The organism is Nonomuraea antri, assembly GCF_013283785.1.
Taxonomy (GTDB): Bacteria; Actinomycetota; Actinomycetes; order Streptosporangiales; family Streptosporangiaceae; genus Nonomuraea; species Nonomuraea antri.
The window spans coordinates 17,566-30,848 of the sequence record NZ_JABCPZ010000126.1 but is presented as its reverse complement, the minus strand read 5'-3'; the positions used below and the strand labels follow the sequence as shown (position 1 = coordinate 30,848).

14 protein-coding genes and 1 tRNA gene are annotated in these 13,283 nt (G+C 64.3%); 7 read left to right on the top strand and 8 right to left on the bottom strand.

Annotation, left to right across the window (positions count from 1 at the left end; translation table 11 throughout):
* Positions 1-938: 938 nt before the first annotated feature.
* The 4 genes from HII36_RS33095 (at position 939) to HII36_RS33080 (ending at position 4,336) form a co-directional block, all read left to right on the top strand.
* A tRNA-Arg gene (locus HII36_RS33095) sits at positions 939-1,011 on the top strand.
* Between the two features lie 219 nt (positions 1,012-1,230).
* The gene (locus HII36_RS33090) at positions 1,231-1,878 is read left to right on the top strand and encodes an HAD family hydrolase (protein ID WP_173527231.1); all 648 of its coding nucleotides are present in this window, start codon (positions 1,231-1,233) and stop codon (positions 1,876-1,878) included.
* A gap of 122 nt (positions 1,879-2,000) precedes the next feature.
* Positions 2,001-2,303, top strand: coding sequence for a hypothetical protein (locus tag HII36_RS33085; RefSeq protein ID WP_173527230.1), 303 nt, complete (start codon positions 2,001-2,003; stop codon positions 2,301-2,303).
* A complete protein-coding gene (locus tag HII36_RS33080; RefSeq protein WP_173527229.1) occupies positions 2,300-4,336 on the top strand; it encodes a hypothetical protein in 2,037 nt (678 codons plus the stop codon). The genes HII36_RS33085 and HII36_RS33080 overlap by 4 nt, the downstream gene beginning before the upstream one ends.
* A 606-nt stretch (positions 4,337-4,942) precedes the next feature.
* Here HII36_RS33080 and HII36_RS33075 read toward each other — a convergent pair.
* The 8 genes from HII36_RS33075 to HII36_RS33040 form a co-directional block, all read right to left on the bottom strand.
* Positions 4,943-6,307, bottom strand: coding sequence for a tyrosine-type recombinase/integrase (locus HII36_RS33075; protein ID WP_173527228.1), 1,365 nt, complete (start codon positions 6,305-6,307; stop codon positions 4,943-4,945).
* Entirely contained in the window at positions 6,304-6,495 is a 192-nt protein-coding gene (locus HII36_RS33070; protein ID WP_173527227.1) for a helix-turn-helix transcriptional regulator, read from the bottom strand. The genes HII36_RS33075 and HII36_RS33070 overlap by 4 nt, the downstream gene beginning before the upstream one ends.
* Positions 6,488-7,864, bottom strand: a complete 1,377-nt coding sequence (locus HII36_RS33065) for a replication initiator (RefSeq protein WP_173527226.1) — start codon at positions 7,862-7,864, stop codon at positions 6,488-6,490. The genes HII36_RS33070 and HII36_RS33065 overlap by 8 nt, the downstream gene beginning before the upstream one ends.
* A gap of 209 nt (positions 7,865-8,073) precedes the next feature.
* Positions 8,074-8,235, bottom strand: a complete 162-nt coding sequence (locus HII36_RS33060) for a hypothetical protein (protein ID WP_173527225.1) — start codon at positions 8,233-8,235, stop codon at positions 8,074-8,076.
* A 14-nt stretch (positions 8,236-8,249) separates the two neighbouring features.
* The gene (locus HII36_RS33055) at positions 8,250-8,597 is read right to left on the bottom strand and encodes a hypothetical protein (RefSeq protein WP_173527224.1); all 348 of its coding nucleotides are present in this window, start codon (positions 8,595-8,597) and stop codon (positions 8,250-8,252) included.
* 11 nt (positions 8,598-8,608) lie between these two features.
* Positions 8,609-9,265 carry a DUF2637 domain-containing protein gene (locus HII36_RS33050; protein ID WP_173527223.1) on the bottom strand — a complete coding sequence of 219 codons (657 nt, stop codon included), beginning with the start codon at positions 9,263-9,265 and terminating at the stop codon, positions 8,609-8,611.
* A 22-nt stretch (positions 9,266-9,287) separates the two neighbouring features.
* Positions 9,288-10,610 (bottom strand): FtsK/SpoIIIE domain-containing protein, encoded by a 1,323-nt coding sequence (locus HII36_RS33045; protein ID WP_328807995.1) that lies wholly within the window; start codon positions 10,608-10,610, stop codon positions 9,288-9,290.
* Positions 10,603-10,932: an SCO3933 family regulatory protein gene (locus tag HII36_RS33040; protein WP_173527222.1), complete on the bottom strand. Its 330-nt coding sequence runs from the start codon at positions 10,930-10,932 to the stop codon at positions 10,603-10,605. The genes HII36_RS33045 and HII36_RS33040 overlap by 8 nt, the downstream gene beginning before the upstream one ends.
* A gap of 151 nt (positions 10,933-11,083) precedes the next feature.
* Here HII36_RS33040 and HII36_RS33035 point away from each other — a divergent pair, with 151 nt between their 5' ends.
* The 3 genes from HII36_RS33035 (at position 11,084) to HII36_RS33025 (ending at position 13,282) form a co-directional block, all read left to right on the top strand.
* Positions 11,084-11,449 carry a winged helix-turn-helix domain-containing protein gene (locus tag HII36_RS33035; protein ID WP_173527221.1) on the top strand — a complete coding sequence of 122 codons (366 nt, stop codon included), beginning with the start codon at positions 11,084-11,086 and terminating at the stop codon, positions 11,447-11,449.
* A gap of 256 nt (positions 11,450-11,705) precedes the next feature.
* Positions 11,706-12,734 (top strand): AAA family ATPase, encoded by a 1,029-nt coding sequence (locus HII36_RS33030; RefSeq protein WP_173527220.1) that lies wholly within the window; start codon positions 11,706-11,708, stop codon positions 12,732-12,734.
* Positions 12,731-13,282, top strand: coding sequence for a nucleoside/nucleotide kinase family protein (locus tag HII36_RS33025; RefSeq protein WP_173527219.1), 552 nt, complete (start codon positions 12,731-12,733; stop codon positions 13,280-13,282). Before HII36_RS33030 ends, HII36_RS33025 begins: the two co-directional genes overlap by 4 nt.
* Position 13,283: the final 1 nt, after the last annotated feature.

Here is a 13,283-nt window from a genome sequence, read left to right as displayed (position 1 = left end):
GCCCCCATCCGCCCGCCAAGAGACGGGAACGCCAACCTCCAACCACCCGCGCCCGTAGGGAGCAGAAACACCAGCCACTCGAGAGGGCCAGTACCGGGAACTGGGACCTGGGGCCAGGACCGAGACCGGAACCAAGACCAGGGCCAGGGCCAGGGCCAGGACCGAGACCGGCATCGAGACCGGGACAGGGACCAGGGGCGAGGGCGGAACCAGGGGCGAGAGCGGGATCCGTACCGGGACACCGAACACCCGGAAGACCGAAACTTCCCTCGCCCAAGCAAATCGTGCCACCCGCACCCGCCGAAGGAGGCGCAGGCGCAGGCCGATGCAGAGATGAACACCACCTTTCTTCAAAGCCCAGGCACCAACCCGGTCTCCCGGGCTTGCTCATCCTCCCGACAGACCTCCCACAACCACGTGTCCTCCCACTCCCCCGGACACTCCTCTTGCAGCGGATCCACCGGCCCGGGCGTAACCGGCTCCTCCACCTCAGGCAGCCCCGGCAGCACGACCGGTGCCGGAGTCGCCACCACTGCCGGGGCAGGCATCATCCCCGGCACAACCCCCTCATACCGCCGATCCGGCCGAGCAGGCGCCGGCACCCAAACCGGCTCGAACGCCACCCACTCCTGCACCTGCCCCCGCACATGCACGACCGCAGCCTGCCCCTGGATCACCCCCATCTCCCCGACCAGCAACCCCCCAGCCAGGATCGCCGGCGCCAACAAGGCCCCGACCAACACCACGGGCCGCCGCCTCCGCGGCTGCGAACGTCGTCTCTGAGTCACAGAGCGACGCTATCCACGCACCAAGAGCAGGAATCTGAGCACTTGTCATGGCTTTACCGCAGCTCAGAGCAGCCATAACCCGCTCGTCGAAAGTTCCGGCCACCTGACGTCCCACGCACTCCCGGACTTTCGCTAGGCTTACGAGAGTCCGCCTCCGTAGCTCAGGGGATAGAGCACCGCTCTCCTAAAGCGGGTGCCGCAGGTTCGAATCCTGCCGGGGGCACTCTTCTCCACCAGGCATTCTGGCCTCTGACCTGCGGTTTCTCAGCCGCAGGTCTTTTGCTTTCCTGATCTGCGTAGGCGACCGACAGCGTCTATATGCAGCTGTAGGACCATGATCAGGGGACATGCGGGGGACGATCTTGGTTGCGTTTCCCGAGGTCAGCCCCAGACCGCTGGGGCGGCGCTGAGCAGACGCGAGGGTCGTGTCTAGGGTGGCGACGTGCAGCGCCTTGTCCTCTTTGACCTTGATAGAACGCTCATCGACCTCGACACCGCGTTTCTCCGGTGGGCGGAGGAGTTCGCGGAGCAATGGCGGCTGGGATCCGACGCAGTCGGATGGCTGCTCTCTATGGATAGGGAGGGACATCCACACCGCGAAGCGCTGTTCAACAAGGTACGAGAACGCTTCGACCTGCCGGAGACGATGGAAGAACTGTGGGCCGTCTACCGAAGGCGCATGCCGCACCTGGCCCAGTGCTATCCAGGCGTCCTGACTGAACTGGCCGAGCTAGGCGCTGCCGGCTGGCGGATCGGGATCGTCACGAACGGCATGGCCGACAACCAACTCGGTAAGCTGCAGCACACGGGCCTGGCCGAGGTGATCCACGGCTACGCCATCTCAGGCGCCGAGGGGATACGCAAGCCCGAGGCCGGGCTGTTCCACGTTGCCGCTCAGCGATGCGGAACCGATCTTGCCGAGAGCGGCTGGATGGTCGGTGACAACCTCATTGCCGATATCCAGGGAGCCGGAGCCGCCGGCCTGCGTTCCATCTGGATCGATAGAGGTACCTGGCCAGACCAGGATCACGAGGCGGATCACGTCGTCGCTGATGTCATAGAGGCGATCGCCATCCTGCGTAGTACGTAGCGGCGCACGAGAATCGTTCAGCCCATGCCGCTTCAGTAGTTCCCCTCGACTGAGGCATAGTCGCCGCTTATCGTCACATCATTCCCATAGTTAGTCGTCCCCAACGATCCAGGGGATCCCGGATGATGGCCACGCAAGAAGAGATCGAGGCCGCTCGGCGGACGATCGAGTATTTACGCGACCAGCACGCTAAAGACGTGCGCAAGCTCGTCGACCTGCTCCAAAGCGGTGCGATGAAGGGTAAGGCCGCGGACAAACTCATCGAGGACTGCAAGGGCTGGGAGGCTGCCTATAAGAGCGTCTTCAGTCGCGCGCTCGCGCTGGTGGAATCCACACCTGTACGCCCGGACACCGGGAAGTCAGCCACCGAGCCATCCTGGCCAGGCCAACCGCCGATCTCGCCCCCAGGGGGGCTGCGCCGATGAGCACGCCCTCGAACCGGGTCGGCATCGACCCCACCCTGATGACTCAGCTCATCAATGAGATCAAGCGACTGGCGCAGTCATGGCCCGAAGTTGATGCCCGGATCGGCCAGGCGTTGAGCTCGATCGGCATGAGCTTGTCTGGACCGGGATTGTTGAAGGATGTCAGCTTCCAGATCGCCCAGGAAGTCCCCAGCCTGCAACGACGCCTGGACCTCATTGTGGCCACCCAGAAGATCGGACTCGACAAGGGAGTGGTCTGGGCGGACGAGTCACTGTGGGTCTCCCACTCGCCCGCCAGCGGTGCTGCAGCAGCCAAGTCCGTTGCCGATGAACTGCGTCAACTACGAAAGAACTTCCCCTTCCACCAGCAGCCATTGAGTGACAAAACGCTCGACACCTTGGAAAAACATCGGAACGATCCCTACTTCGCTATCGCTTTTGCCAAGGAGATGCCACCGGGAGAGCTCAAAGAGATCCTGTCGACTCTCAATAGCGTCATTGACACAAATATCAGCAAACCCAATAGAGAAGCAGCAAAAGCAGACAGAGATCGACTGGTCGCCGCATTAGGTGCGATCCTCGGCACTGCATCGCGAGGAGTCGGCGATATGCGCCTACCTAGCGGATATGTTGATCAGCTAATAGCCGTTGATGCCAATACAAGGAGAGCCAATATCGATGACCTGCTGAAGCATGGATTGTTTGATGACGCCTTTTTGCGTGACATCGCCAACAAAGTTTACGACAATGCTCTGAGAGACCGCGGCGACCGAGACGGAATCATGGGCTTCGGGCCAGGCCTGGCGGCCGCTCTGGCAAAAAACCCACGGGTGGCACAGGATTTCTTCACAGACCCGGCAAGGAAGCCTCTGGGCTTTCTGATGCGAGATAATCTTTGGAAAGATCGAGGGTTGGCGATCGGACGCGCGATCGAGGCAGCTTCAACGACATATCGCGACCATACCCACCCGCGGGGAACCTCGCGCGGCTACAAGTCGGCCATGATAGCCTCGTGGTCCATTCTGTTCTGGTCTGACAAGAAAGTTCAGAGTAGAATATCCAACTCCAAGATGAGCTTCGCCCGCGTCCTCTCCAATTACATTAGCGACGTGAATCGCCTATCACCGGAAGCGGAAGAGAAGGCAGGGGTAACTCCGTTGCCCGACGCCGATCCCGCCCTTCCAGGAATACAACCGTTCGGAGCACTCCTTAGCTATCATGGAGTCCCGCGAGCGATGACATGGGCTTTCAAAGATCCCGCAGCTCTCAAAATCGTGGCTGAAAGTCAGGGGAAATATAGCGTCCGGGTGATAGATGCGCACGCAGCAGAGATGGCGAAGGCCATCAACAGTGCTCTTGAATCCTGGCACAAGCAGCACCCAGATGCGACGGCAGCCGAGGTCAGCGCCAAGCGAAAAGAGATCGTGTACGAGTCGATGACCGGCAGCTTGGCAGAGGAATTCAAGGCTCGAATCCAACGCCATAGCGAAACGTTCCGCTCCATTGTCGATGCTGGAAACACGGCCAACATAAACGAGGCAGATGCGAAAGACGAGAGTCGAGAAGCATTTCAAGATGCTGCGGTTGATATTCTGAAAATGGTCCTCACGCCAGCAGGGGACATAATCGTAGCCGGATATGAATTCATGGGAAAAACAGCCGATGAGACCATCAAATTCGAAGAAGGCATGAAGGCGCGACAGAAGGCTGAAGCGACACTCGATACAACCAAATACCTGTTCCGCGACCTGGCCGCAGATGCCATGATGCGTCACGGTCTCTTCGGCAGCGAGGAGCCGCCCCGAGAGCCACACCCTCATGCATACGAAAACTACGCCAAGGGTTCACCCGGCGACTTCATGAAAAACGGCCGAATCATTCCCCGCACTTGGATGACTCCGGAGCAAGATTACGCCTACCGTGAATGGCTGAAAGAGTCATCGGCCATGAGGGCATTCTCAGGGGTCGATAAGGCTGTCGAGGACGGATTCAAGGCAGAACAACCGAACTATCCTCTACCGGGGCAAAAATGAGATCGCATCCTTGGAAGCTAATCGCGGTCTTCGTTGTCGCTGTCGTAGCAGCGTGTTCATCTCCACCTCCTCCCAAGGATAATCGTCCGCTGGGCGCTGTAACCGCCATACCGGGAGAGTGTGGAATTCTGTCCAGCCAAGCGATCAGTCTGACGGTCGGGCTGAAGCACTTCTATGCCAGCGGATCGGAAGCTGCGAATCACTTCACGTACTGCCTCGTCTCCAGGTCTCGGGACATCAAGGAACCCGCGCGGCTGTCGATCGAGCTCCATGACCCGCTTCCCTTCTCACAAGAGAGCCTGGAAGCCAGGAAGGCCAGCGACAAGGGGACAGAGCTACCGAACGGGCTGGGTCCCGGCTACAGCGCCATACTGCGTGACAGGCAAGGGAAGGCTGTTGGCGCTTATGTTTCCGCTTGGACACCGGATGCTGCGAAGCTGTTGTCCATTCGGATTCTGCAAGGCGCTCCCGGACGCGACCACCGAGCCGATGCGATCGAATTCGCCAGGCAGCTCAAGCCCCTACTACTGGCACCACGCCCGTAGTTGTCGCGATCTGCTGAGCCTGAGGCCCCAGCAAAGAGCCGGGGCCAGGGGTCAACGTGAATCATCGGTGAAGAGCTTCACCGATCTTCCCGTTGATAAGCTCTTGCTGACCGTCCATGCACTTGGCGTACACGCGTAGCAGGACATCAACACCATGACCAGCACGCTTCGCGACCTCAGGAGCCGGGACCCCCGCATTCAACCAGAGGGACACCGCCGCATGGCGAAGGTCATAAGGCCGCGATGCCAGCGACGAAGCCACCTGTGCCGAAGTGAGGACGAGCTTGCGCGCCTCTTGCCAGACGTAAGAGTGCGCCGAACTGGAGTAAGTACCGCCCGTCGCCGTCTGGAAGAGCCTGCCGTCCTTCGCGGTGCCGTACTCGGCGAGGTGTTCGCGGAGCATATTCACAAGGACGGGCGGGATCGGGATCTCGCGAGTCTCCTTGGCCGCGCGGTGCTTGAGGCTACGTGACTCGTGGGTCTCCCCCGAATCTGTCCAGCGCTTCGTTCCCTGAGGACGTGCCCGCTCCAGGATGATCAGGCCCCATCCCGACTCGGGCAGGGTGCAGTTCTCCCGACGCAGATCCGCCGCCTCCTCCGGCCGGAGTGCCGCGTAGTAGATGCAGGCGAACAGCGCCTTGAGCCGAGGCCCGCGCTTACGGCCGACCTGGGCCACGGCGTCGAGGAGTTGCCGTGCCTGGGCCGGATTGACCACCGTTCGAGGGTCAACCACGGTGACAGCCTTGGGTACCGTCCATTTGATCTGGTCGAGCGGATTGCTGCTGAAGATCTTCTGTTCGACCGCATGCTCCAGCAGGTGATGAAGGATCGCTCTCTTGCGCCGGATTGTGTTCGCGCCGGCGACCTTGCCTGCGAACGTGACGGAGATGGCGTTCAGCGCCGTTCGCAGAACCGCGGGCTCTCCTAGGTCCGTCATCGGGACGGATGCCTTCTCCAGCCAGTTCATGGCCGTGGCCTGCGCCGCCGTAAGTGGCGTGCGACGGCCTTCAGGAAGAAGCGCGTGGATCCGGAGGACCTCCCGCAAGTCCTCGTCGGAAGGACGGCGAGGTGCGTCGGTCACGAGTGCGGGGATCAGGGAGAGGAGAGCGTACGCCTCCGTCTCCCGTGTCCGGCCCGCCAGGGTGCGCCAGCGCCCCAGGACGTAGGACTGGGCGAACTCCAGGAAGGACGGCCCCGAGGATTCCTGATCGAGCATCGACACCGGCAGGCCGGTTGTGATGTCGAACTCCTCCCCCGCCTTGGCGGCCTGTCGCAGGTCTGACAGGAACGCGTTCGCCAGCCCTTTCGTGCGGAAGGACTTCGACTTGGCCTTACCGGCCACCCGCCAGCGGGCGATGAAGGCGGCCGTGGCGCGGTCGGTGCGGTGCTGGACGCCGCCGAGCTTCACGTCGTACGTGGTGTTCATGCCGTCTCCCGCCGCGAGTCGAGCCAGGCCATCAGGTCGCTCCGCCAGACGCGGAGTTCGAGGTTGGGCAACTGGACGCAGACCGGCGCACGGCCGAGCTCTCGCCAGCGGTAGAAGGTGCGGCGGGACACGCCGCCCAGCTCGTCGAGGACCTCTGGAACGGTCAGCAGCTCATCGCGCCTACTCATCCTGCTCACCCCGGTTCGGGTGGAAGGCACCGTTGATGGCTGCGGCGAGGACCTGTTCACCGGCGGTCAGTCCCTTGCCGACGTATTGCCAGTGGGCGATGACCAGGACGGTGTCTTCGTCGAAGAGCGGCAGGCGGCCGGTGGAGATGCAGGTCTCCCGCATGTGTTCCTCGCGGGCGGCGCGCAGCGCGCCGAGGGTGGTGGAGTAGCGACGGGACTTGGTGGAGAAGTGTCCGCGGAAGCCGAGCATGTGCGCCCATTGGATGAGCCGGAGTTCGGCCAGCTCGTCGAGAGTGCCCAGACGCAGACATTCGCTGATGAGCCGGCGGGCGTGGTCTCGGACGGGCAGGGCTTCGAGGTTGTCGAGCGGTTGGATGCGCCGATCCAGGGTGCCGACGCATTCGGCGGCCTTGGTGGCGTACTTGGCGATGTAGGCGGCGACGGCTTGTTCGGTGAGTTCGCCGGTCATGGTGATCGGCCGGACGTCGAGTTGGGTGCCCCAGCGCAGGGTTCGGGCCGGTTCCCCAGGGGCTTTCGGCGTGGTGACCGTAACCGCGCTGGCCGCGTGCTGGACGGCATTGGTCAGGGCATCGGCCGTGGCCCAGGCCGGTGGCTGTGAGTCGGGGCCGTCTGGCCCGTCGAGGCGGATCACGGCGTGGAAGTGGACGACGCCACGGCGCTGGTATTCGGCGACCTTGGCGAACGAGATGGTCAGGCGTTCCCGCAGTTCGCGGAGTGTCAGGCCGGTGAGGCGGGCGAAGCGGCGCCGCAGTGCTTCGGTGAAGCGTCTCCAGAGTTCGGGCGCGGTGGCGTTGAACAGGACCGACCCGGTGTAGTCGTAGCAGTCCGGGCAGAGTGGTTCGCCCAGGTGGGCATCCTCCGCCCCGTGCCGGGATGTGCAGGACATGACGCGTCCGTGCGGGCACGTCTTCGCGTCGCGGCGAGCGTGGCACGGCAGGACCTTGCCGTGCTTCTCCCTGCGAACGTGGACAGCCCCGAAGGATGGGGCGGTCAAGGTGACGAACAGGCACGGGTGAGCGGTGACCGTCTCCGGAACTCCCTTGCCGCCAACCAGGCCGGCCCGGACGAGTTGGTACGTGTCGGCCCGGTAGACCTCGGCGCAGGCGGGGCATCGGGAGGCGCGGCGGGTCTTGCACGGTACGCGCAGGACGCCATCGGGTTCCGTGCGCGTGGTGTAGCGATGGAGCAGTCGGCCGGTGGCCTGGTCGAAGTGCTCGACCTTGCCACGAAGGTGGATGGGCTGGCGGCAGCCGCCGGTGGCGCGGATCTGACAGGCCCAGCGGTCGTACCCAGGGTGGTTGAGCCGGGCGATGACGCCTGCTGTCGCAGGCGAGTGCAGACGAGGCAAGATGGGTTCCGTCCTATCCAGTGACGCTGGTGTGGATGGCCCCCGGCCTGGCGGACGTCTTGGCGGATGTGTGGCCAGGCGGGGGGCGCTACGGCTATGCGCCGTGGTTGTCGATGCCGCTGCCGTTGCAGTCGGCGCAGGTCTGGTCGTCGGTGAGGCCGGTGCCGTTGCAGGTGCAGCAGCGGTAGCGAGGGGCGGGCTCGTCCATGTCAGCGGTCCTTGCGCGGAGCGATGCGGACATAGACGCGGTAATTCCGCGGGTGCGCGCGGTTGGGATAGGCGCGCGAGACGGCGGTCACGGTGAAGACTTCGCGCAGGTGGATCATGCCGAGGGTGATCTCGGCTCGGCTTCCTTCCAGACGGATGCGCATGGCGGTGTTCCCCTTCAGTCGAGGTCGAGGTCGAGGTTGAGGTCGGGCTTGACGCAGCCGAGGTAGCTGCGTTCGGCGTCGTGACGAGCGCGAGCGGCGGCTAGAACGGCCACGGCGCGGTACTCCACCGGCCCGAAGAGAACCGAGGTGGCGTAGTGGCCATACGGCGAGTCCTCGTAGTCGATCTCCGAGCCGACGCGAGCGGCGATCTTGTCGATCTCCTCGCACATCTCGGCGTCGCTATCGCTGTCCGGGAAGTGGTGGATGGTGACGCTGGACGAGACCGGCACATCGGGGTGGGCTTCGAGGAAGGCGGCCAGGTCGAGCAGGCCGTTGATGAGAGCGGCACGACGGTCGTTCATGACGGTCCCTTTCATGCGGCGTCCGGGCTGTTGTGCAGGGTGCGCAGCAGTTCGGAGGCGAGTTGGTCGGATACGCCCAGTTGGGCGCGGAGAAGGTCTTGGGTGATGGCCTTGCCGTGCTTGGCCGAGTGCTCGTCGGCCACCCGGCGGGCGTAGGCGACCAGGGCGGGAGCGGGACCGGCGTCCTGTTCGTCCTCCTTGGCGGGGACGAGGGCGGGACGATCGGCCTGCGGCGGGCTGGTCGGTGTGGTGGGCAGGACGGTGCAGGACGAAGGCTCGTCGGCGGGACTTGTGGCGCGGCGTTCGAGCATGGAAACCGCGACGAGGAAGGCGCCGGCCGGTGTCGCGGCCGTGATCCAGCCCCACACGGTCGGGTCGGCTTGTTGCAGGTTGGCGGCCAGGGACAGGACGATGCCGCCGGTCAGGACGAGGACGGGCCAGGAGATCGGACCGCGGCGCACTCTGCCGTTCTTCTTGTCCCGCTGCCGTTCGCGAGCGGCCATGACGCAGGTCAGGTCGATGCAGACGGCCACGGCCCAGGACATCCAGCCGGACTGTCCGTTCTCGCTGGCGGTGTCGCGGATGTGGGTGAACGAACCCGCTCCGGCGATGAGGGCCAGGACGAGGACGGGACCGGTGTCGAGCAGCCAGTGTGTGAAGCGGCGCATCTTCTGTCCCCCTTCACGACGGTCAGGCGGCGGGTGCTTCGTGCGGTTGAGCGGTCATGACATCCGCCCACTTCGGTGCCTGGTCGGCGTAGGCATGAGCGGCGTGTTCGGCGACTTGTTCGCTGACGTAGAAGGAGCGCGCGCGGTACCACTGGCCGTCTTGGCTGGCGACGATCGCGACGCCGGGCGTCTCGGCGGCGATGGCCCGAGCGGAGACGAGCGCCGCAGGGTCGAGATCGCCGAGGGTCATGGTGGCGGTCTCGGGATCGTTGACCCGATGGCAGATCCGGCCCGAGCACTGCGCGCGCAGCGCCGTCACGCCAGGGCCGAGGTCGGAGCCGATGCGCTGGCCACAGCAGAACAGGTAGATGCCGAACGCCCTGCCGAGCTGTGCCACCCGCAGCAGCGCCGTCGAGGTCTTGGCGACCTCGTCCTTCTCGCTCTTGTCGGCCATCAGGTACAGCTCGGCCAGTTCATCGATCAGGACGACGATGGGAATCGGGCGCATGTCGGGCGGCAGTTGCCAGATGTTGCGGGCCGCGGCCATCCGGCATAGGCCCATGCGGTCGGTCATGAGCGCCACCAGGTCGTCCAGCAGGCCGCCGCACTCGGCGCGGTTGGTGGCCAGCGCCGACAGCCGGGGCGCGTATGGCGTGAACTCCACACCACCCTTGAGATCGAAGCCGACCAGCGCCACGGGTTGTGGCGCCAGGCCGACGATGAGTGCGTTGGCCAGGTTGGACTTGCCGGACTGCGTAGCGCCCGCGTTGATCCAGTGCGGGACGGTCTTGAAGTCGACGACCCACGACCCGCCGGTTTCCAGCCGTCCCACGGTGACTTTGAGCAGTTCGGTGGACGGCGGGAGCTCATCGACTTTGACCAGCGGATCTCGCATGGTGACGGCCAGGCGTACCCGTCCGGGCTTGTCGGATGAGACGCGTACGGCGTGCACGCCCCAGGAGTGCGCCAGCCGTTCGGCGGCGTCGGCGTAGTCGCCGGGGATCTGCCCTTCCAGGGTGTGCAGGGTGACCCGCCATCCGTGCCGGGTGGGCAGCGGCAGCCACATGAACGGCTTGGTGTCCACCGCGATGCGCTGGAACTTCCGCTTGACCCGGACGACGCCGGTCGAGGCGACCAGGCCGGGGACGGTGGTGAACCAGAAGCGCTGCCGCTTCTTCGTGAGGTTGCAGCCGAGCGCGACCTTGCGCCAGGTCGCCCTGATCCTGATGGCCATCAGCGGGTAGCCGACGACCAGCCAGAAGGAGCGGTAGTGCCAGTGGTGCCAGGCCCAGAGCCCGGCCACCGCAGTGGCCAGGACTCCGAGCATCAGGAGGTGGTCAGACACTGGCGGCCTCCTGTTGTGGAAGCAGCGCCGAGGCGCGGTAGCTGATGCCCCAGCGGCCGGCGATCTCCCAGACGTAGCCGACGAGGTCGACGGCGTTGACCTGATCGCCGGTCTTGATGGGCGGCTCTCCGGTGATGCCGATCTTCACGAGTTCGATCCGGCCGAACTCGTCCTCCACCGACACGGTCACCTCGTACACGGTGTTGCCGTTCTTGTCGGTCTTGATCTCGCCGGTGTCCCTGTTGAGGACCCGCGGGCGCGGGGCCTTCACGCAGGTGACGGCGAGCTTGCTGGTGTCCACAGGGATGGGGACGGTGCGCATAGTTCTTTCCTTCGAGTAGTCGCGATGTGACTCTATGTATTCATAGAACACTTGGCATTCTAAGTTGTCAAGGGCTTCCACGAAGACTTGGTTGGCATGTCGCGTCGGGTGTGCTGAACTGGAGGTCAGACGCCCTCATGAAAGGCAAGCAATGGTCGAGAAGACCGGCCGTCCCGGCTATCTCCAGATAGCCGACGACCTGCGCGCGCAGATCAGGACGGGATCGCTCCCGCCCGGCGCGGCGCTGCCCTCGACCGCCCAGCTCTGCCAGCGATACGACGTGTCGGCGAGCGTCGTGAAGGCGGCCATCAGTGTTCTCCGGACCGAAGGCGTGATCGTCGGCCAGCAGGGCAAGGGCGTGTTCGTCCGCGAGGGGGTCACCATCCCCGCTGACGACTTCGCCTCACCACTGGTCATGGAGCAGCTCGCCCAGATGCGGAGCGTTCTTCAGGATCTCGGCGATCGGATCGCCGATCTTGAGAAGGCTGTGTTCCAAGAGCGGAAGCAATCTCGCTGAGCCGGCAGGCCAGATCTTCCATTTCTGACCTGATGGCCTGAAGTTCCGCCAAAAGTCGGCTGTTTCTGGTCATCTCGGCATCCCGTTCCGGTTGGCCACTATCCCCTTTGGGATGCCTCAAGTTCACCGCTCATTCGCGCTGTTGAGTATCACGGAGCGTTAGCTAAGCTTCATCACGGCTGCCTGCGCGGCGGTTTCACATGCGCTTTCACATGCGTCGTTGACCCTGCCAGTACAAAGTGCGCAAAAGGATGCGATGAAGACAATTCACCGCCCTGGGTGGCAACCCGTGGTGCTCCGCCGGCATCGAGAGGCGCACGGCCTGAGCCTTGAAGCCGCAGGTGAGCAGCTCCGCCAGGTGGCCAGTCGGCATGGCATCACCGCCCCCGCCGCCAACTTCCAGACGCTCTGGGCACATGAACACGGAACGGTATATCCAGGACCACATTACCGGCGGGCCTATTGCCTCCTATATCGGACGTCCGAACCGGCACTCGGTTTCCGGCTGCCGCTCCCCGGCGAGATATCGGAAGTGGAAAACTCCATCTCCGATTTGCCCAAACCGACAGATCCAGCCGCAGACCAGGAAGCCGCTCAGGTTATTGAGCAAACTCTGATCAAGGTCTCTGGCGCGCCGTCGACCGCCGAGCAGACCGCCCTCCTGAATCGAGTCGTCGATGCCTGGCGACGCCGCCACGGCCAGGGCAGCCCGAAGCCGATCCTCACCCTCGTCGGTGGATACGCGGGATCGGGCAAGACCGAGTTCTCCCGCTTCCTGACCGACATCACCGGCTGGGCCTTCCTGGACAAGGATTCCCTGACCCGTCCCATGGCCGAACGCCTGCTGATCTCCCTGGGCGGCGATCCACACGACCGTCACAGCGACCTGTACCTACGCGAAGTTCGCCCGCTGGAGTACCGGTGCCTGATGGAGACGGCGTTCGACAACCTGCGCGCGGGCACCTCGGCGATCCTGTCGGCCCCCTTCATCGCCGAGTTGATCGATCCGGACTGGGTCAGCCGGCTCACCAACCGTTGCGCCGCGATGAGCATCGACGTGGCAGTGGTCTGGATCCGCTGCGACGTCGACTCGATGCGGGAGTACATCGAGTTCCGCGGCGCCGCCCGTGACGCCTGGAAACTCGCCAACTGGGACACGTACACCAGCACTCTCAACACCGAGACCAGCCCGGACACCGCGCACATCACCGTGGACAACCGCCTCGGCGCGGCGATCAGTCTCGCCGACAAGACCCGCGAATCGTTGAAACGGATCCTGACATGAAGGGCATCGTCCTGTACGGGCCGCCGGCCAGCGGTAAGAGCACGACCACCGCGGCCTTGGCAGAACTTGATCCCCGGTTCGTGCTGCTGCGCAAGCTCAAGGCAGGCAACCAGCGTGGCACCGAATACGACTTCGTCGACGCCGAGCTTCTCGCGCAACTGCGAAGCACCGAGCGGCTGCTGGTCGAGACCCACCGCTACGGCAACACGTACGCCATCGACCGCGGCCAGGTCGAGCAGTTGGTTCTCGCCGGGCAGGTGCCGATCGTCCACATGGGGAACATCCCTGATATCCGCCGCCTCGTCGCGGCTGATCCGTGGCTGCTCGTCCTGCTCTGGGTGTCTCGCGAGATCTGTGAGCAGCGGTCTCGGCACCGCGGCGACAGCGACACGGCGAAGCGGCTGAAGGCGTGGGACGAAACCATGGAGGACCTGCAAACGCACGGCCGCGACGTGTTCTCCCTCGCCGTTCATACCGACCAGGCCACCCCCGAACAGGTGGCGCGCCGCATTGCCGACGCCTTCATGAACAGCCGGCTCCCCCTGTGAA